Origin of the sequence: Stenotrophomonas sp. GD04024, assembly GCF_029837545.1 — a bacterium.
GTDB classification, from domain to species: domain Bacteria; phylum Pseudomonadota; class Gammaproteobacteria; order Xanthomonadales; family Xanthomonadaceae; genus Stenotrophomonas; species Stenotrophomonas forensis.
The window spans coordinates 1-17,732 of the sequence record NZ_JAOEDV010000013.1; the positions used below are offsets into that span (position 1 = coordinate 1).

The window sequence follows — 17,732 nt, forward strand, 5'->3', positions numbered from 1 at the left end:
CGACTATCGAAACATGCGGTGCCGGGCAGTGCCCGGCCCATCCTTCAGTTGTCCAGCTCCAGCACCATCCGCACCAGGCCTTCGGCGCCGGTCGGGTGCGGCACCGGCTTGAAGCCCAGCGAGGCGGCCAGCTGCTTCATGGGCTCGTTCTCGGCGGCCACGTCGCCGTACAGGCGGTCCAGGTACTTGCCGCGGCCCCACTTCACCAGCTTGCGCATCAGCTGCCGGCCCAGGCCCTGGCCGATCAGGAAGCGGCTGATCAGGATCGCGTACTCGGCTTCACGGGTACCGGGGATGATCGAGGCCCGGGCGACCGCGCCGACCACCGCTTCGCCAGCGGGCAGGGATTCGGCTGCGACCAGGGTGATCTCGGTCTTGGGATTGGGGTGGGTCAGGCGCTGGGTGGTTTCCGGCGACAGCTCGGTCACCGCCTGCAGGAAACGATCACGGATTTCTTCCGGCCCGAACAGGCTGAACGCTGCTTGCAGCGGCGCGCCATCTTCCGGGCGGATGGGGCGGATCAGCAGCTCGTGGCCGCTGGGAGCCTTGAAGATCTCATGCCAGGGCGGCATGCGGTTGCGAGTGGCCATACCGGGTGATTCCTTGGTGGTCCATCGATTGTGGCATCACCGGGGCTGCATTCCGTGAACGAAAGGCTCACGGCGGTACAGCCTCGTGAAGGCCGTTATTCGGGGGCTTTGAGCCAATCCAGGCGGGTGCTGGCACCGGGTTCGCCCAGGTGCTGGCGCAGCGCCGGCAGGGCTGGGCCGACCACCCGATCGAACTGCCAGGGCGGGTTGAGCAGCAGCATGCCACTGCCGTTGAGGCGCAGCGGCGAGTCGTCCGGGCGCACCAGGAACTCGATCGTCATCGCCGATTTCACCGGCAGCGCACTGGCCTTGCGCAGGAAGTGCAGGATGGTGCGGCGCTGCTTGATCGGGAACCACACCGCGCAGGTCGCCTGCGGCCAGCGTGCCAGGGTCTCGGCCAGGGCGGCCAGGATGTTCTGGTACTCGGCGTCCTGGGCCTCGTAGGGCGGGTCGATCAGCACCAGGCCGCGGCCGATCTTGCTGCCGTTGAACTTCGGCGGCAGCAGCGAGCGCAGCAGCGCGTAGCCATCGCCCGGACGCACATCGACGCGGCTGTCGTGGGCGAACAGGGCCTTCAGCGTGGCGGTTTCGGGTTCCTGCAGCTCACACACCGCCATGCGGTCCTGCGCGCGCATGGCCTGTGCGCTCAGCAGCGGCGAGCCCGGGTAGTTGGTCAGCGCGCCGACCGGGTTGTCGGCCTGCACGGCCTTCAGGTAGCGCTCGACCACCTCCGGCAGCTTGGGCTGGGCCATCAGCCGCATGATTCCGGACTCGGCCTCCAGGGTCTTGCGGCTCTCTTCACTGGCCAGCAGGTAGCGGCCGGCACCGCCGTGGGTGTCGAGCACGAAGAACGGGCTGTCCTTGCGCTTGAAGCTGTCGATCAGGGCCAGCTGCACGATGTGCTTGAGCACATCGGCGTGGTTGCCGGCATGGAAGGCGTGGCGATAGTTCATGGGCGGCAGTGTACGGGGCGACGGCCGCAGCGGCTATGCTGCGCGCCATGACAGTTCCTGTTGCCCATGTCCTGGTGGTCGAGGACGAAGCCGCCATCGCCGAAACCGTGCTCTATGCGCTGCGCAGCGAAGGCTATGCCGCCAGCCACTGCCTGCTCGGCGGCGAGGCCCTGCAGCGGCTGCAGGCCGGCGGCATCGATCTGCTGGTGCTGGACGTGGGCCTGCCGGATCTTGGGGGCTTCGAGGTGTGCCGGCGGCTGCGCGCACAGCCGGGCCCGGCTGCGCAGCTGCCAGTGATCTTCCTCACCGCCCGCAATGATGAGGTCGACCGCGTGCTCGGCCTGGAGCTGGGTGCCGACGATTACATGACCAAGCCGTTCTCGCCGCGCGAGCTGGTGGCGCGGGTGCGTGCTCGCCTGCGCCGTGCTGCACCGCTGGCGGCAGCGGGCAGCGCCGACGCGGGCTGGCAGCAGCACGGCGCCTTCGCCATCGACCGCGACGGCCGCCGCATCCGCTTCCGGGACCAGGCGCTGGACCTGACCCGCTACGAATACGCGCTGCTGGAGGCATTGCTGCAACGCCCGGGCGCCATCCTCAGCCGTGCACAGCTGATGGATCGCGGCTGGGACAGCAGCGCCGACAGCGCCGACCGTACCGTGGACACCCATGTAAAGACGCTGCGCGCCAAGCTGCGTGCGGCCGGTGCCAGTGATGATCCGATCCGCACCCACCGTGGCCTCGGCTACGCGCTGGAGGTCTAGCCGATGCGCCTGGTGCTGAAGCTGTTCCTAGGCTTCTTCCTGATCACCGGCATCGCCGCGTTCTTCGTGATGCGGGTGTTCGTCAATGAAGTGAAACCGGGTGTGCGCCAGGCGATGGAGTCGACCCTGGTCGATGCGGCCAACGTACTGGCCGAGATGGCCGCCGCCGACGTCAAGGACGGCACCATCCGCAGCGGCGGCTTCACCCGCAACCTGGCCAAGGCGCGACAGCGCGACCTGAAGGCGATGGTCTGGCGCTTCCCGAAGCGCTCGCTGGATTACCGGGTGACCATCACCGATGCCCGGGGCATCGTCATCTACGACTCGCTGGGCCGCGACCTGGGCCGCGACAACTCGCGCTGGAACGATGTCTACCGCACCCTGCGCGGCGAGTATGGCGCCCGTTCCAGCCCGGAGGTACCGGGCGAGGAAGGCGATACCGTGATGCACGTGGCGGCGCCGGTGTATGACCCGGCCGATGGGCGCACGCTGATCGGCGTGCTCAGCCTGGCCCAGCCCAACCGCAGCATCGATCCGTTCATCGCCGCCAGCCAGCGCGCCATCATCGAGCGCGGGGCCTGGCTGATCGGGCTGTCGGCGCTGGTCGGCGTGCTGGTGACGATGTGGCTGACCACCGGCCTGGGCCAGCTCAGCCGCTATGCCCGCGCGGTCACCGCCGGCGAACCGGTACCGCCGCCGCGCCGACGCCGCGACGAGATCGGCGATCTCGGCCAGGCGCTGGAAACCATGCGCCGCAAGCTGGAAGGCAAGGCCTACGTCGAACAGTACGTGCAGTCACTGACGCACGAGATGAAGAGCCCGCTGGCGGCGATCCGCGGTGCCGCCGAGCTGCTGCAGGAGCCGCTACCCGAGGCCGACCGCGTGCATTTCGCGCGCAGCATCGTCGACCAGCAGGAACGGCTGACCGAGACCATCGACAAGCTGCTGGCGCTGGCCGAAGTGGAGCAGCATGGCTGGCTGCAGACCCGCGACCCGATCGCGTTGCCGGTGCTGCTGGCCGAGGCGGCGGCTGCGGCGCAGGTGCGCGCGCAGGCGGCGGGCGTACAGGTGCGCATCGGCAGCGCGCCCGACCTGTCCGTGCAGGGCGATGCCTACCTGCTGCGGCAGGCGCTGCACAACCTGATCGACAATGCCATCGCATTCTCACCAGCCGGTGCGGAGATCGCGTTGCAGGCCGAGGTGGACGGGCAGGGCGTGCGCCTGCAGGTGGCCGACCGGGGGGCGGGCATTCCGGACTATGCGCGCGATCGGGTATTCGAGCGCTTCTATTCGCTGGCGCGCCCCGCTAGTGGACGGCGCAGTTCCGGCCTGGGCCTGCCATTCGTGCAGGAGGTCGCGCGCCTGCATGACGGCCGTGCCAGCGTCGAGGCCCGTGACGGCGGCGGCACCGTGGCCAGCCTGTGGTTGCCGTTGAGCGTGCCGGGCCAACGCCCGCGCCGCTGACTTCACACCCGCTTCAAATTCGCCACAAACCCTGCTCACCGCAGCGGTCCATCCTGCACCCCTCTCCAACGAGGATGGACCATGAAATCCCTGAAAATGCTGCTGCGGTTCGCCATTGTCGGCGGGCTGATCCTGCTGCTGCTGGTTCCACTGATGATGATCCGAGGGGTCATTACCGAGCGCAGCGCATACCGCGACGAGGCGTTCTCGCGGGTTGCCGACAGCCGCGCCGGGGTCCAACGCCTGGTCGGGCCGGTGCGGGTGGTGCCGTGGGTCGAGCGCCAGCAGGTCGAGGTGGTCGACGCCAAGGGCAACAAGAAGACCGAGGTGCAGGTCAGCGAAGGCCACTGGCTGCAGATGCCGGCCACGCTGGAAGTGGGCGGTGAGATGCTGCCGAGCCAGCGCGAGGTCGGCCTGTTCAAGGTGCCGGTGTACAGCTGGAACGGCCAGCTGAAGGCAACGTTCGCCGTCGACGACTACCCGGTGAAGGCAGGCCGCAGCTACGGACAGCCGTATGTGGCGCTGGGCGTCTCCGACGTGCGCGGGCTGGTCGGTACGCCCAACCTGCGCGTGGACGGAAAGCAGCTGCGGCTGCTGCCAGGCGTCGAAGCGGCCAGTGAAGTCGGTCGCGGCCTGCATGCTCCCGTGGCCGGGTTCGCCAGCGACCAGGGCGGCAGCCTGGCCGCCAGTACCGTCGAACTGGAACTGCGCCTGGACGGCAGCCGCATGTTGTCGGTGGTGCCGGTGGGCGATGACACCCGCATCGCGCTGCGTTCGAGCTGGCCGCATCCGTCGTTCAGTGGTGCATTCCTTCCCAACGAGCGACGCGTCAATGCGCAGGGCTTCGATGCACGCTGGGCGGTGTCCTCGCTGGCGTCCGACGCGCAGCGCCAGCTGCGCAGCGACGGCGCGATCGATTCGCAGGCGGTGACCGTGTCGCTGGTCGATCCGGTCGATACCTATACCCAGGCCGACCGCGCTTCCAAGTACGGCGTGCTGTTCGTGCTGCTCACCTTCGTCGGCTTCATCCTGTTCGAACTGATCAAGTCGCTGCGCATCCATCCGCTGCAGTACCTGATGGTGGGCCTGGCGCTGGCGATCTTCTTCCTGCTGCTGATCAGCCTGTCCGAGCACATCGCGTTCTGGAAGGCCTACCTGGTCTCGGCCGTGGCCTGTATCGGGCTGCAGGCGGTGTACCTGGCCAACGTGCTGGGCCACTGGAAGCGTGGCCTCGGCTTTGCCGCGCTGCTGACCGTGTTGTACGGCGCGCTGTATGGGCTGCTGGTGTCGGAGAACAACGCGCTGCTGATGGGCTCGCTGCTGCTGTTCGTGATCCTGGCGCTGGCGATGTGGGTGACCCGCCGGGTCGACTGGTACGCGCTTGGCGCGGAACTGAAGTAAGGAGGACGCCATGGGCTGGCGCCACGGATTGCGGCAACGGGCACGGCAGGGCATTCCGGCCCTGCTGGAAGTGGATGCACTGCTGCAGGCACATGGTGTGCTGGCGGCCCTGCCGGGGGCACGGATCGCCCCCGGCCTGGTCCGCTTCCAGCTGGCCGCGGTCACCTGCGAGGGATTGCAGGGCCAGGGATTGGACTGGTTGCAGGGTGCGCGGCAGGGACGCGGCGCGCTGGCGGGCAGGGTGCCACGCTACCGGCCATGGAAGGCCGGAGCGGAGGCGCTGGCCGAGATCGGCATCGGCGGCCTGCCGGAGGACTGGCCGGCACATGCGGCGGTGTACGGCTGCAGCAGCATCGACCGGCGGCACTGGTTGTTGCTGCTGCCGGCGCGGGGGCAGCTGTGGCTGGGCTGGAGTGGATGATTCGGCTGTTCATCCACGCATGGCGTGGATCTACGGGCGGGAACCCAGCCCTTTGGTGGGTGCGAACCAACCACTCTCCTGTGGGTGCGAACCAACCACTCTCCTGTGGGTGCGAACCTTGGTTCGCACGCTTCCGCACCGCCCATGACCGATGGGACGGTATCGCCGCGCCCCTGCTGGCTAGACTCGACGGGTTGATGATCGAGCCGAAGGGCAGGGGTGCGGCGTGTTGAAGTGGAGCGGGCTGAAGTGGGGCGTGCTGGCGGTAGCGCTGGCGATGGGTGGCAATGCAGGGGCGCAGCAGCGCGAGACGGTGGACCTGGACATGGTCAGCCGCATCCGCCAGGAGGCCTTCCATCGTTCGCAGGTGATGGACACCTTCAGCTACCTCACCGAGCGCATCGGCCCGCGCCTGACCAATTCCCCGGCGATGGGCCGCGCCAACGCCTGGACCCGTGGCAAGTTCAACGAATGGAAGCTGGACAACGTGCACGACGAAGCCTTCGATGATTTCGGCCGTGGCTGGGAGTTCACCTCGGCCAGCGTGGAAATGCTGGGCGACCGCATCCAACCGCTGCATGCGCTGCCCAAGGCCTGGACGCCGGGTACGAACGGCCCGGTGGAAGGCGAACTGGTGCAGGTCGAGATCAAGAAGCCCGAAGACATCGAGAAGTACCGCGGCAAGCTGCGCGGCAGGATCCTGTTGCTGGGCGAAGCACGCGAGTACAAGCGCGGCACCGAGGCAGATTCGCATCGCCACGACGCCACCTCGCTGGAAGGCCTGCAGGAATTCACCCTGCCCAAGGACCAGGACGCCACCGCCGAGCGCGCCAAGCGGGTCAAGGAATACCAGGAGCGCCAGGCGCTGGCGAGCAAGGTCAATGCGTTCTTCGTCGAAGAAGGCGCGCTGGCCTCGATCAGCATCAGCAGCTGGGACAACGGCATCATCCGTGTTGCCGGAGGTGGTTCGCGCAAGGCCGGTGAATCGGTGGGCATCCCCGAGCTGGCGATGATCAGCGAACACTTCAACCCGCTGGTGCGCGCGCTGAAGGCCAAGCAGACCGTGCGCCTGCGCGTGGACGTGGCCGCGCGTTTCACTGACGAAGCCGACCAGCCCGGTTACAACACGCTGGCCGAGATCCGCGGCAGCAGCAAGCCCGATGAGGTGGTGATGATCGGCGCGCATATGGATTCGTGGCACAGCGGCACCGGCGCGGCCGACAATGCTGCCGGCGTGGCGGTGATGATGGAGGCCATGCGTATCCTCAAGGCCACCGGTGCCAAGCCGAAGCGGACCATCCGCGTGGCGCTGTGGAGTGGCGAGGAGCAGGGCCTGATCGGCTCGCAGGCCTATGTCGCCAGGCACTTCGGCCAGTTCCCGGAACCCACCGACCCCGCGCAGAAAGCGCTGCCGGCCTCGCTGCGCGAGCCGACCGGTGCGCTGCGCAAGACGCGCGACTACAGCAAGTTCCAGGTCTACTTCAACATGGACAACGGTTCGGGCCGCTTCCGTGGCATCTACGCGCAGGAGAATCTGGCGGCGATGCCGATCTTCGAAGCCTGGCTGGCCCCGTTCCATGACGTGGGCGCCACCACCGTGGCCACCCGCAACACCGGCAGCACCGACCACATCAGCTTCGACCGCATCGGCCTGCCGGGCTTCCAGTTCATCCAGGACCGTCTGGACTACTTCAGCAACGTCCACCACAGCCACCTGGACACCTGGGACCACGCCGAGCCGGAAGACCTGAAGCAGGCCGCGGCCATCGTCGCCTCGTTCGCCTACAACGCCGCCATGCGCGAGCAGCCGTTCCCGCGCAAGGCTGAACCGCAGCCCTGAAAACCCGGGCGGGAGGGGCTGGACGCGTCCGCCTCTCCTTGCCTATCCGGGGCTGGTGGTAAAATCGGGGGATTCCCGTTCCTCGAGTCCTCCATGACCTGCCGCACCCGCTTCGCCCCCAGCCCCACCGGTTACCTGCACATCGGCGGTGCCCGCACCGCGCTGTACTGCTGGCTGGAGGCCCGCCACCGCGGCGGCGAGTTCGTGCTGCGCATCGAGGACACCGACCGTGAACGCAGCACCCAGGGTGCGATCGACGCCATCCTGGAGGCGATGGAGTGGCTGGGCCTGGATTACGACGAGGGCCCGATCTACCAGACCGAGCGCGTCGCCCGTTACCAGGAAGTGGCCGAGCAGCTGATCGCCAACGGCAAGGCGTACTACGCCTACGAAACCCGCGAAGAGCTGGACGCGATGCGCGAAGCCGCCATGGCCAGGCAGGAAAAGCCGCGCTACAGCGGCGCCGCGCGCGAGCTGGGCCTGCCGTACAAGGACGACCCGAACCGCGTCATCCGCTTCAAGAACCCGCTGGAAGGCACGGTGGTGTTCGACGACCTGATCAAGGGCCGCATCGAGATCGCCAACAGCGAGCTGGATGACATGGTCATCTTCCGCCCGGACGGCTACCCCACCTACAACTTCGCAGTGGTGGTGGACGACTGGGACATGGGCATCACCGAGGTCATCCGCGGCGACGACCACATCAACAACACCCCGCGCCAGATCAACCTGTACGAAGGCATCGGTGCGCCGGTGCCGAAGTTCGGCCACATGCCGATGATCCTGGACGAGCAGGGCGCCAAGCTGTCCAAGCGCACCGGCGCGGCCGACGTGATGCAGTACAAGGACGCCGGCTACCTGCCCGACGCGCTGCTGAGCTACCTGGCCCGCCTGGGCTGGTCGCACGGTGACCAGGAGCTGTTCAGCCGCCAGGAACTGATCGAGCTGTTCGACGTGAAGGACTGCAATTCCAAGGCCTCGCGCCTGGACATGGCCAAGCTGGGTTGGGTCAACCAGCACTTCCTGAAGACCGAGGATGTGGCTGCCATCGTGCCGCACCTGGTCTACCAGCTGCAGAAGCTGGGCCTGGACGTGGCCGCCGGCCCCGCCCCGGAGGACGTGGTGATCGCGCTGCGTGAACGCGTGCAGACCCTGAAGGAAATGGCCGAGAAGGCCGTGGTCTGGTACCAGCCGCTGGCCGAGTACGACGAAGCGGCGGTGGCCAAGCACTTCAAGGCCGGTGCCGAGGTGGCGCTGGGCAAGGCCCGCGAGCTGCTGGCGGCGCTGCCGGAGTGGACCGCCGAGTCAGTGGGCGTGGCCCTGCACGACGTGGCCGCCGCGCTGGACATCGGCATGGGCAAGGTCGCCCAGCCGCTGCGCGTGGCCATCACCGGCACCCAGGTCAGTCCTGACATTTCCCATACCGTGTACCTGGCCGGCCGCGAACAGGCCTTGAAACGCATTGATGTGGCCATCACCAAGGTAGCAACGGCCTGAGGCATCCTTGCCAGGCCCGAACCGGAGAACACGCATGCCCGCCAAGACCGCCACTGCCTGTACCGCCCCGCACCACCACGTCCACGACGCATCGGATTTCGTGGCGGTGGTCGAGCGTGTCTCGCGCGAACGCGGGCTGCGCCTGACCCCGATCCGCGCCAACGTACTGAAGCTGATCGCCGAGGCCGGCAAGCCGGTCAAGGCCTACGAGTTGCTGGAATGGGTGCGCAACGGCAAGGGCGTGGGCGCCGATGCCCCGCCCACCGTGTACCGCGCGCTGGACTTCCTGATGGCCAACGGCTTCGTGCACAAGCTGGAATCGGTGAATGCCTTCGTGGCCTGCCATCATCCCAGCAGCGCGGCGCATTCAGTGCCGTTCCTGATCTGCAACAGCTGCCACAGCGCGGTGGAACTGGAAGACCGCGAGATCGTCACCCAGCTGGAAAAGCGCGCCAAGGAGCTGGGCTTCCAGCCGCAGGCACAGACCCTGGAAGTGCACGGGCTCTGCGCGCGCTGCGCCGGGTAACGCAACGGTAGTGCCGGCCGCTGGCCGGCATGGGAGCGGGGTCGGATCCATTTGCCATTGGCAAAGGGATCTGACCGCGTTTCATATCGGCACAACCGGGCCTGCACCCTAGTCCATCGGCTTGGTCGCGGTATCCACCCGCACGATCACCGACATGCCCGGCCGCAGCTGTGCTGCCAGCTTCTGCTCACCGTCGATCCTGATGCGCACCGGCAGCCGCTGCACCACCTTGGTGAAGTTGCCGCTGGCGTTGTCCGGGCGCAGCACGCTGAACTCGGACCCGGTGGCGGGCGCGATCTCCTCCACGCGGCCGCTCAGCACCTGGCCGTGGAAGGCGTCCACCGAGAACGAGGCGGGCTGGCCGATCGCCATCTGCCAGGTCTGGCCTTCCTTGTAGTTGGCGACCACCCACAGCGTGTCAGGCACCAGGAACAGCAGCTGCGAACCGGCGGCCACGTACTGGCCCACGCGCACGCTGGCCTCGCTGATCTGGCCGTCGCGCGGTGCGTGGATCACCGTATTGGCCAGGTCGATGCGGGCCAGTTCCAGTTGTGCCTGCGCGCTCTCCACCTGTGCTTCCAGGCTCTTGCGTGCCACCCGGGTCGATACCAGCGTTTCCTCGGCGATGCGGATCTGCGCCTGCGACTGCTGCACGCTGGCCTGCGCCGAGGCCTGGCTGGTGCGGAATTTGTCGCGATCGTTGATCGACACCAGCTGCTGTGCGGCCAGCTCCTCGTAGCGGCGGGCCTCGTTGCGCGAGCGCTGCAGTTCGGCCTGGCCCGCCGACAGCGTGGCGTGTGCGGAGGCGATCTGCGCACGGTTCTGCGCCTGCGACTGGTCCGAATTGGCCAGTGCCGCGCGTGCGCTGTCCAGCGTCGCCTGTGCCTGGGCGACACGTTGAGCATAGATGCGGTCATCGATGCGCAACAGGGGTTCGCCCTTCTTTACATGCTGGAAGTCCTTGACCAGCACCTCGGTCACGTAGCCGTTCACCTGCGGCGCCATCACCGTGATCTGCCCGCGCACATACGCGTTGTCGGTCACCATCACGCTGCTGGTGAAGGGCCACAGGTGCCAGGCACGCAGGATCAGTGCGATCCCCAGCAACGCCACCACCACCATCACCACCACGCTGCGCGCGCTGGGCTTGAGGTATTTCGGCGCGGCCGCCGGCGCCGCGGGTGTGGGCGCAGGCGCCGCATCGGTCGGTGGCGGCGGGGTGACGTTGTCGGCGTCGATGTCGTCGGGGCGGGGCGGGACGGGGGGCATGGCGATCAACTCAACGGGGCGCGACCGGCGTGGCCGCAGCAGGGGACGTGGGGTGGCGCTTGCGCCATTGCTTGAGCACGGCGGTACGCAGCGACAGCAGCAGCAACCAGCACAGGAAGCCGATGGCCAGCCAGCCGCTCAGGGTGAACACATCATTGAAGCCGCGCACATTGGCTTCGCGGCGTGTGATCTGCGCCAGCTGCGCGCTGCCCTGCGCGCTGCGCAGCACCGGATCGGTGATCTGTGCGCTGTACAGCTGCTGCTGCAGGCGCAGGCGCTGCGCGACCACCGGGTCGGCCGGATCGAGCTGGCTGGTCAACGCGCTGGAGTACAGCTGCTCGCGATGCAGCTGGAAGGTGCCGAGTACCGCCGAACCGGCCAGGCCGCCCAGGGTCTGGGTGATCGACAGCGTGACCAGGAAGGTGATCATGTGGTCCACGCCCTGTTTCAGTGCGGCGGAGATGCCGAGCATGATCAGCGGGCCCATGAACATGCCGGCACCGACCGAGGCCAGGAACTGGCTGACGTAGAAGTCGTGCGGCCGGTCCAGGCTGGTGCGGTGCTGGTCGAAGAAGGCGGCGGTGCCCAGCAGCAGGATCGCCATCAGCAGCTGGGCGATCAGCCGCTTCGGACCGAACGTCAGCGACGCCGCCGCGATGCCGGTGATCACGCCGGCCAGGATCACGCCAAACAGTGGGCGCAGCTGGTCCGGGCCCATGCCCAGCGTGCGCATCAGGTTGACCACGCCGTAGGACTGCTCGGTGGTCAGGAAGCGGATCAGGAACGCGCCCGCGATGAAGTGCAGCACCGGCAGGCTGGCCAGCCAGCGCGTCTGCAGCAGCGGGTTGCGGCGGTAGTGTTCGATGATGAAGGCGGTGGTGGAGAGCGCAATGGAGGCTACCAGTGCCCACCCCAGCCACGGCGTATCCAGCCACCAGCGCGTATAGCCCTGTGCCAGCACGATCACCAGCAGCGCAACGGCAGGGGCGAGCAGGGCGAAGGTGAGGAAGTCCATTGGCTCGAAGGCCTTGATCTGGATGCCGGGCGGCAGCTTCAGCACCACCACCGCCGCGAACGCGCACAGGGCGAGGCCGGCTTCGAATGAGTAGAGCTGGTGCCACTGGCCGGTATCGACCAGCCCCGGTGACACAATCCAGGCAATCGGCACCGCCAGCTGCGAAAGGCCCACACCCACCACCAGCAGGTTGCCGGTGAAGCGGCGCGGCAGCGCCTGCAGCATGTACAGCGTGCCCAGTGTTGAACAGGCGGCGCCGGCGAAGCCACTGGCGGCGCGGGTCAGCAGGGTGGTCTCGAAACTGCCGACGAACAGATGCAGCACCGCCAGCGCTGCGTACAGGCCCAGGCCGATCTCGGCGAACAGGCGGATGCCGTACTGCTGGCGGAACTTGAAGGCCAGCAGGTTGGCGGTGACATTGACCATCGCGTAGGCCGCCACCAGCCAGCTGCCCTGGGTCGGCGTCAGCGCCAGCTGGCCCTGCAGGAATGGCAGGTTGGCGGTGACGAGCGCGTTGCCGAGACCGCCGGTGATCGCCACCAGCAGCGATACCAGCGCGTAGGCCACGCGCCGATGGGGCGGATGCCAGGGCATCGACGCCGAACCGGGCATGGTCGGCTTCTCGTGCTCCTCCCAATCCGGAACCGGCTTCAGATACGGCTGGACCATCAGCGCGCCTCGCTGGGTGCTCCCTGCAGACCCCCGCGCAGCAGCTGCAGGGCGCGCCCGGCCAGCTGGGCGCGCTCGTCGCGGGTCTTGCCGCGCAGGGCTGCGCCCAGCATGCCCGAGATCAGTGAAATATCCGTCTTCTCCAGGTCGGCGCGGCACAGGCCGGCGGCCTTGGCACGGGCAATCGGCGCTTCCAGCAGGTCACGCACGGTCTCGCGCGCGGTGCGCATGGCCGGCACGTCCGAATCCACCGCACGCCAGTAATCGGCGAGGGCAGGCGAATCGATGATGCGCTGGGCCATTCCCTCGAACACCTCGAACAGGGCGTCGTCGCGGTCGCCGAGCTGCTCGACCTGGCGCCGGATGCGGTCGACCGTACGCTGCAGCAGCGCCTGGATCAGCGCGGTACGGTCGGGGAAGTTGCGATACAGGGTGGCGCGGCCCACCTGGGCGCGTTCGACCACCAGGTCCAGTGGAGCGGTGACGCCATGTTGGCCGAACACATGATCGGCGGCATCAAGGATGAGGGCACGGCGGGCAGCGGCATCGGCACGTTGGGCGGTCATGGGTTCATTTTCGGACATTAATGTCCGGTTGGCGAGACATTGAGTGACGGGATTGTCCGTTTGTTGTCGTACGCACATCTTTGTGACGCTTGCGTGATGGTGTTGGCGGAAATGAAAACGGGGCCCGAAGGCCCCCGTTGGAGATGCTGTAGATCCACGCCATGCGTGGGTGAGGGAGGTTCAGAGCCCTTTCCATCGGAAAGGGCTCCGACCCCGTTGTGCGCGATCAGAAGAACGCGCGGATGCCGAAAGCGACGCCACGACCCGGCAGCGGCGAGTAGTCGCGCAGCAGCGAGGTATGCGGGCGCACTTCGCGGTTGGTCAGGTTGCTGCCATCCAGGAACACCTCGTAGCTGTTGCTGGCGTTGCGGTCCCAACGGTAGGCCAGGTGCGCATCGACCAGGGTGTAGCCGTTGCTCGGTTCCTCGTTCTGCGCGACGTCCTTCTGGCGGCTGTAACGCACCGCACCGACCGAGGCGCGCCAGCCATCCTTCGACCAGCGCAGGTCGGCGCCGACGCGGGCCGGAGCGATACGCGGCAGGTAGCCGGTATTGGCCAGTTCCACCGAGTAGCTGTGGTTGTGGTCGCCATGCGGCACGGCGATGTCCAGGTTGCGGCTGCCGCTGCCATCCAGCTTGGCCTTCACGTAGTCGCCGAACAGGCGCAGGTCCCAGTCACCGGCGCCACCCTCGAACAGGTGCACCAGTGCTTCGGCCTCGGCACCGCGGAACACCGCGTCCTGCTGGGTCCACGCACGAACCGGCAGGCCCTCGGTGACGCCGGTGTCGGCCAGGTAGATGAAGTCCTTGAACTTGGTCTGGTAGACCGATGCGGAGAAGTCCAGGCGGTCACTGTGGGTGTGGATGCCAAGCTCGATACGCTGGCCGCGCTCGGTCTTCAGGTTGGCATCACCGATTTCCAGCGAACGAGTGGCGATGTGTGCGCCAGCGGCGTACAGCTCTTCATTGGTCGGCGCACGCTCGGAACTGTCCACGCCAATGCGCAGGTCCACCGCGTCGTTGAGCTTCCAGATGCCCGCAGCGGACAGGTTGGTGGCACCAAAGGTGCGGCGACGGTAGTCACCGGTCGGGTCCAGCTTGACCTGGTCGTGGCGACCGCCCAGTTCCAGCTTGAACGGGCCGAACTGCTTTTCCTGCAGCACGAACAGGCCGATGTTCCTGGTGCCGGTATCCGGAACGAAGGCTTCTTCGCCCTTGGCGCCGAAATCACTGTTGCCGAACTGCAGGCCGAAGGCACCGTCCCAGCCACCGATCTGCTGCTGCACCGCTTCCAGGCGCGCTTCGATGCCGCGGTTGGTGAAGCGGGTGGACGGCGTGCCGGCCTCCAGCTCCACGTGCTCGTAGTCGGTGTAGGCCACGCGTGCGTTGATGTTCTTCAGGAACGAGACCGGGTCGTAGATGCCGGCCTTGGTCTCGAAGCGGTTCTGCACCATGTCGATGCGCACGTCATGCTCGTCGCCGCCTTCCTCTTCATCGCCGTGGTCGTGGCCGTGGTCATGGCCATGATCATCACCGTCGGCGTGCACGTGCGCGCCATTGGGAATGCCGTAGTTGGTGCGGTAGGTGCTGGCCGACACACCGAAGTAGCCGCCCTCGCCCAGCCACGTTGCGCCGACGCCACCGGCGCGGGTGCGGATCGAGCTGTTGTCCAGGCGGCCACGGCGCGGTTCTTCGCCCTCGGCCGCATCGTGGTCATGATCGTGGTCGTGGTCGTGGTGATCTTCCAGGCTGTCGATCACCGCGTAACCCGGGATGCGGTAGTCGTCGCCATTGCGCACCAGGCCGTCCACATGCAGCACGACGTTGCCGCTGACACCATCGAGGCGGAACATGCCGCTGCGTTCGTTGTTCACCGAATTGCCGCGCAGTTCTGCACGGCCGCTGAGCGGACGCTCCGGCAGTTCGCGCGCGATGCGGCCATCGACCACGTTGACGGCACCACCGATGGCGCCGCTGCCGAACAGCAGCGTGGCCGGCCCCTTCAGCACTTCGATCTGGTCGGCCAGGAACGGCTCGATGCTGGTGGCATGGTCGGCGCTGACCGTGGAGGCATCCATGTTGCCCATGCCATTGGACAGCACCGCCACGCGCGGGCCTTCCTGGCCGCGGATGATCGGGCGGCCGACGCCCGGGCCGAAGAACGTGCTCTGCACGCCGGGCAGCTTGGCTACGGTATCGCCGAGGGTGCCGGCCTTCTGCTCGTCCAGGCGTTCCCCGGCGAGAACCTCGACCGGGCGCGCCAGCGATTCGGCATCGCCCTGCAGCGGCGATGCGGTGACCTGCACCGACGACAGCTCGGTCAGGTGGCGGTCACGATGGGCGCCGTCCTGGCCGGCAGCAAAGGCGGCGGACGGCAGCAGGGCGGCGAGGGCCAGGGCCAGGGAATGCGGCTTGAGCCGGGGGGTGTGGGCGGGCATGGGCAGGTCCTTTGTTACAATGTATCAATCGCAGGGCGCACGAATCCCGTCGGTGGGACAGGGGGAGGGAAACCGTGCGGGTCGGGAACGGATGTTATATTATTCCATAACGATTCGCCGACCCTGCTGGAAGTCATGTCCCTGTCCTCACGCCTGCGCCACCTGCTCGACCGATTCGGCGCCACTGGTTCGATGCTGTGCGCGGTGCATTGCGCGGTGATCCCCGTGCTGCTGGCGGCGGCGCCGTCGCTGGGCCTGTCGTTCTGGTTGAGTGACGGCGTGGAGCAGGCGCTGGTGGTGTTCGTGACCCTGCTTGGGCTGTTCAGCCTGGTATGGGGCTATCGCCGGCATGGTGCGCTGCGCGCGCTGGGTTTCCTGATTCCGGGCCTGGTCGCGCTGTGGGCCGGCGTGCTGTACGACCCGCTGCATCACAACGCGGTGCCGCATGCGGTGGTGATGACCATCGGTGGCCTGCTGGTGGGCGTCGCGCACCTGGTCAACCTGCGCCTCAATCACGGCCACGTGCACGACGCCAGCTGCGCGCACTAGGCGCTCCGTGATAGGATTTCCGATCGTGCGCGGGGGCGCCCAGCAAGGCGGCCCCGCCGAACCCGTGTCAGTACGGGGTAACCAGATTTCACACTTGAGGAGTTGAAGACATGGGTAAGGGTGACCGCAAGACCGCCAAGGGCAAGCGCTACAACGCCAGCTACGGCAACGCCCGTTCGCACACCGCGAGCAAGGTCGCCGTAGGCGCCGCCGCCCCGGTTGCCAAGAAGACCGTGGCCAAGGCTCCGGCGAAGAAGGCTGTGGCGAAGAAGGCTGTCGCCAAGGCCTGATCCGGCCGGTCGACCGCTTCAAGGAAAAACGCGGCGCCTGGCGCCGCGTTTTTTTATGCCTGCTCGCTGAGCCGGGCGTGGGCCCGGCTCTACGGCGGCGTCAGCGCAGGGTCTGTTTCAGCGTTTCCGGGTTGCCGTCGTTCGGCGCGGCCGGCACCTGCAGCAGATGCGCCAGCAGCGGATAGACATCGACGTTGTCGAAGCCATCGATCACCAGGCCCTGGCGGAATGACGGGCCGCTGGCCACGAACACCGCACGCATGGACGGCAGGGCGTTGTCGTAGCCATGCGAACCGCGATCCTGCTTGGTGCGCTTGGCGATCCGGTCCCGATGCAGGGCATCCCAGCCTTCATCCATGGCGCAGACGATCGGCGGCACCCGCGGGTGCGTACCGTAGTGCCAGCGCGGCGGCAGGTTTTCCTTCTTCCAGCATTCGTAGTGGGCGTGGCGGCCGAGCAGGACGCGTTCGGCGTCGGCTTCGCGACCGGCGACCGGTGCGAAGCCCACCGACTGGCCCTGGCTGACATTGCGCGCGATGGCCGGATCGGCCATCGATTCGGTGGCGATCACGTGGCCGTCGGCGACGCTGGCCATGCCATGGTCGGACACCACGATCACGTTGGTTGTCGACGCCAGCCCGCGCTGCTGCAGTCCATCCAGCACCTGGCCGACGATCTGGTCGGCGCGCACGATGGCGTCGGCATACTGCTTCGAATCCGGGCCGTAGTGGTGGCCGGCCTTGTCCACGTGCTCCATGTACAGCGTGGTCAGGCGCGGCGCATCGGCGTCGGTCTGCGCCAGCCAGTCAAGCACGATGCCGGCACGCTGTTCCAGCGGTTCCTGGCCGTCGTAGATGCGCCACTGGCTCGGGCGCACCCCGCGGATTTCCGACTCGCTGCCCGGCCACGAGGTGGTGGCTGAACGCACGCCGGCGTTCTCGGCGCCGACCCAGATCGGCTCGCCGCCCCACCACGCGCTGGTAGTGACCGCCTCGCGGTTGCTCAGCTCGAAACGGCCCAGTGCCTCGTCGTCCATGCTGTTGTTGACGATGCCGTGGTGGTCCGGGCGCAGGCCGGTGACGATGGTGTAGTGGTTGGGGAAGGTGAGCGACGGATAGGACGGGGTCATCCAGCGTGCACGCACGCCGCCGTCGATCAGCCGCTGCAGGTTCGGGGTCAGGCCACGATCGAGCGCGTCGGCGCGCAGGCCGTCGATGGAGATCAGCAGCAGCTTCGGCGGCGCAGCCGCAGCAACGGGCGTGGCAACGGAGGCGGAAGGGGCGGCGGAGGGCGCGGGCGCGGTGGTGCAGGCGGCCAATGGCAGCAGCAGCGCCAGCGCGCAGGTCAGGCGTACGGAAGTCATCCGCGCATGATAAGCCGGCGCAATGACCGGCCCAAGACACGCTGCGCCGAAGGGCGCAGCGTGTCCACGCATTCTTCCTTATCCGTGCGCCTGCCGGCACGCCCCCTTCAACAACAAGGGG

At 67.6% G+C, this 17,732-nt stretch carries 16 protein-coding genes; 9 read left to right on the forward strand and 7 right to left on the reverse strand.

Going from position 1 to position 17,732, the window contains the following annotated elements; translation table 11 throughout:
- Positions 1-44 precede the first annotated feature (44 nt).
- Together N7590_RS06320 and rlmJ are read right to left on the reverse strand one after the other, a co-directional pair.
- On the reverse strand, positions 45-590 hold the full coding sequence (locus tag N7590_RS06320; RefSeq protein ID WP_004150340.1) for a GNAT family N-acetyltransferase: 546 nt from the start codon (positions 588-590) through the stop codon (positions 45-47).
- Positions 591-685: 95 nt separating this feature from the next.
- Complete coding sequence (gene rlmJ, locus N7590_RS06325; RefSeq protein ID WP_006425982.1) at positions 686-1,543, reverse strand: 23S rRNA (adenine(2030)-N(6))-methyltransferase RlmJ; 858 nt, start codon at positions 1,541-1,543, stop codon at positions 686-688.
- 35 nt (positions 1,544-1,578) lie between these two features.
- Between rlmJ and creB the strand changes: the two genes are divergently transcribed.
- The 7 genes from creB (at position 1,579) to N7590_RS06360 (ending at position 9,453) form a co-directional block, all read left to right on the forward strand.
- Positions 1,579-2,304, forward strand: a complete 726-nt coding sequence (gene creB, locus N7590_RS06330) for a two-component system response regulator CreB (RefSeq protein WP_080375917.1) — start codon at positions 1,579-1,581, stop codon at positions 2,302-2,304.
- Between the two features lie 3 nt (positions 2,305-2,307).
- A complete protein-coding gene (gene creC, locus N7590_RS06335) occupies positions 2,308-3,768 on the forward strand; it encodes a two-component system sensor histidine kinase CreC (protein ID WP_164241362.1) in 1,461 nt (486 codons plus the stop codon).
- Between the two features lie 81 nt (positions 3,769-3,849).
- On the forward strand, positions 3,850-5,169 hold the full coding sequence (gene creD, locus N7590_RS06340) for a cell envelope integrity protein CreD (protein WP_164241361.1): 1,320 nt from the start codon (positions 3,850-3,852) through the stop codon (positions 5,167-5,169).
- A gap of 10 nt (positions 5,170-5,179) precedes the next feature.
- On the forward strand, positions 5,180-5,590 hold the full coding sequence (locus tag N7590_RS06345) for a hypothetical protein (RefSeq protein WP_164241360.1): 411 nt from the start codon (positions 5,180-5,182) through the stop codon (positions 5,588-5,590).
- A 277-nt stretch (positions 5,591-5,867) separates the two neighbouring features.
- Positions 5,868-7,430: a M20/M25/M40 family metallo-hydrolase gene (locus N7590_RS06350; protein ID WP_164241394.1), complete on the forward strand. Its 1,563-nt coding sequence runs from the start codon at positions 5,868-5,870 to the stop codon at positions 7,428-7,430.
- A 93-nt stretch (positions 7,431-7,523) separates the two neighbouring features.
- The gene (gltX, locus tag N7590_RS06355; RefSeq protein ID WP_164241359.1) at positions 7,524-8,927 is read left to right on the forward strand and encodes a glutamate--tRNA ligase; all 1,404 of its coding nucleotides are present in this window, start codon (positions 7,524-7,526) and stop codon (positions 8,925-8,927) included.
- A gap of 34 nt (positions 8,928-8,961) precedes the next feature.
- Positions 8,962-9,453: a Fur family transcriptional regulator gene (locus tag N7590_RS06360; RefSeq protein ID WP_004150412.1), complete on the forward strand. Its 492-nt coding sequence runs from the start codon at positions 8,962-8,964 to the stop codon at positions 9,451-9,453.
- A gap of 108 nt (positions 9,454-9,561) precedes the next feature.
- On the opposite strand, the gene N7590_RS06365 is transcribed toward N7590_RS06360, so the two are convergent.
- From N7590_RS06365 to N7590_RS06380, 4 genes are all read right to left on the reverse strand, one after another.
- Positions 9,562-10,722 carry an HlyD family secretion protein gene (locus N7590_RS06365; protein WP_180878238.1) on the reverse strand — a complete coding sequence of 387 codons (1,161 nt, stop codon included), beginning with the start codon at positions 10,720-10,722 and terminating at the stop codon, positions 9,562-9,564.
- Positions 10,723-10,732: 10 nt separating this feature from the next.
- Positions 10,733-12,406 carry an MFS transporter gene (locus N7590_RS06370; protein WP_164242981.1) on the reverse strand — a complete coding sequence of 558 codons (1,674 nt, stop codon included), beginning with the start codon at positions 12,404-12,406 and terminating at the stop codon, positions 10,733-10,735.
- A complete protein-coding gene (locus N7590_RS06375; protein WP_053508296.1) occupies positions 12,406-12,972 on the reverse strand; it encodes a TetR/AcrR family transcriptional regulator in 567 nt (188 codons plus the stop codon). The genes N7590_RS06370 and N7590_RS06375 overlap by 1 nt, the downstream gene beginning before the upstream one ends.
- Positions 12,973-13,198: 226 nt before the next feature.
- Positions 13,199-15,409, reverse strand: coding sequence for a TonB-dependent receptor (locus N7590_RS06380; RefSeq protein ID WP_279935249.1), 2,211 nt, complete (start codon positions 15,407-15,409; stop codon positions 13,199-13,201).
- A gap of 135 nt (positions 15,410-15,544) precedes the next feature.
- On the opposite strand from N7590_RS06380, the gene N7590_RS06385 reads away from it, so the two are divergent.
- Both N7590_RS06385 and N7590_RS06390 read left to right on the forward strand, forming a co-directional pair.
- A complete protein-coding gene (locus N7590_RS06385) occupies positions 15,545-15,958 on the forward strand; it encodes a MerC domain-containing protein (RefSeq protein ID WP_008264835.1) in 414 nt (137 codons plus the stop codon).
- Between the two features lie 110 nt (positions 15,959-16,068).
- Positions 16,069-16,248 carry a 30S ribosomal protein THX gene (locus tag N7590_RS06390; protein ID WP_004150462.1) on the forward strand — a complete coding sequence of 60 codons (180 nt, stop codon included), beginning with the start codon at positions 16,069-16,071 and terminating at the stop codon, positions 16,246-16,248.
- Positions 16,249-16,348: 100 nt separating this feature from the next.
- On the opposite strand, the gene N7590_RS06395 is transcribed toward N7590_RS06390, so the two are convergent.
- Positions 16,349-17,611: an ectonucleotide pyrophosphatase/phosphodiesterase gene (locus tag N7590_RS06395; protein WP_164242595.1), complete on the reverse strand. Its 1,263-nt coding sequence runs from the start codon at positions 17,609-17,611 to the stop codon at positions 16,349-16,351.
- Positions 17,612-17,732 lie beyond the last annotated feature (121 nt).

What these genes read in the sequence shown, in the direction of transcription:
- N7590_RS06320 (WP_004150340.1), bottom strand. Translation starts at nt 590, where the DNA reads ATGGCCACTCGCAACCGCATGCCGCCCTGGCATGAGATCTTCAAGGCT.
- rlmJ (WP_006425982.1), bottom strand. Translation starts at nt 1,543, where the DNA reads ATGAACTATCGCCACGCCTTCCATGCCGGCAACCACGCCGATGTGCTC.
- creB (WP_080375917.1), top strand. Translation starts at nt 1,579, where the DNA reads ATGCTGCGCGCCATGACAGTTCCTGTTGCCCATGTCCTGGTGGTCGAG.
- creC (WP_164241362.1), top strand. Translation starts at nt 2,308, where the DNA reads ATGCGCCTGGTGCTGAAGCTGTTCCTAGGCTTCTTCCTGATCACCGGC.
- creD (WP_164241361.1), top strand. Translation starts at nt 3,850, where the DNA reads ATGAAATCCCTGAAAATGCTGCTGCGGTTCGCCATTGTCGGCGGGCTG.
- N7590_RS06345 (WP_164241360.1), top strand. Translation starts at nt 5,180, where the DNA reads ATGGGCTGGCGCCACGGATTGCGGCAACGGGCACGGCAGGGCATTCCG.
- N7590_RS06350 (WP_164241394.1), top strand. Translation starts at nt 5,868, where the DNA reads ATGGGTGGCAATGCAGGGGCGCAGCAGCGCGAGACGGTGGACCTGGAC.
- gltX (WP_164241359.1), top strand. Translation starts at nt 7,524, where the DNA reads ATGACCTGCCGCACCCGCTTCGCCCCCAGCCCCACCGGTTACCTGCAC.
- N7590_RS06360 (WP_004150412.1), top strand. Translation starts at nt 8,962, where the DNA reads ATGCCCGCCAAGACCGCCACTGCCTGTACCGCCCCGCACCACCACGTC.
- N7590_RS06365 (WP_180878238.1), bottom strand. Translation starts at nt 10,722, where the DNA reads ATGCCCCCCGTCCCGCCCCGCCCCGACGACATCGACGCCGACAACGTC.
- N7590_RS06370 (WP_164242981.1), bottom strand. Translation starts at nt 12,406, where the DNA reads ATGGTCCAGCCGTATCTGAAGCCGGTTCCGGATTGGGAGGAGCACGAG.
- N7590_RS06375 (WP_053508296.1), bottom strand. Translation starts at nt 12,972, where the DNA reads ATGACCGCCCAACGTGCCGATGCCGCTGCCCGCCGTGCCCTCATCCTT.
- N7590_RS06380 (WP_279935249.1), bottom strand. Translation starts at nt 15,409, where the DNA reads ATGCCCGCCCACACCCCCCGGCTCAAGCCGCATTCCCTGGCCCTGGCC.
- N7590_RS06385 (WP_008264835.1), top strand. Translation starts at nt 15,545, where the DNA reads ATGTCCCTGTCCTCACGCCTGCGCCACCTGCTCGACCGATTCGGCGCC.
- N7590_RS06390 (WP_004150462.1), top strand. Translation starts at nt 16,069, where the DNA reads ATGGGTAAGGGTGACCGCAAGACCGCCAAGGGCAAGCGCTACAACGCC.
- N7590_RS06395 (WP_164242595.1), bottom strand. Translation starts at nt 17,611, where the DNA reads ATGACTTCCGTACGCCTGACCTGCGCGCTGGCGCTGCTGCTGCCATTG.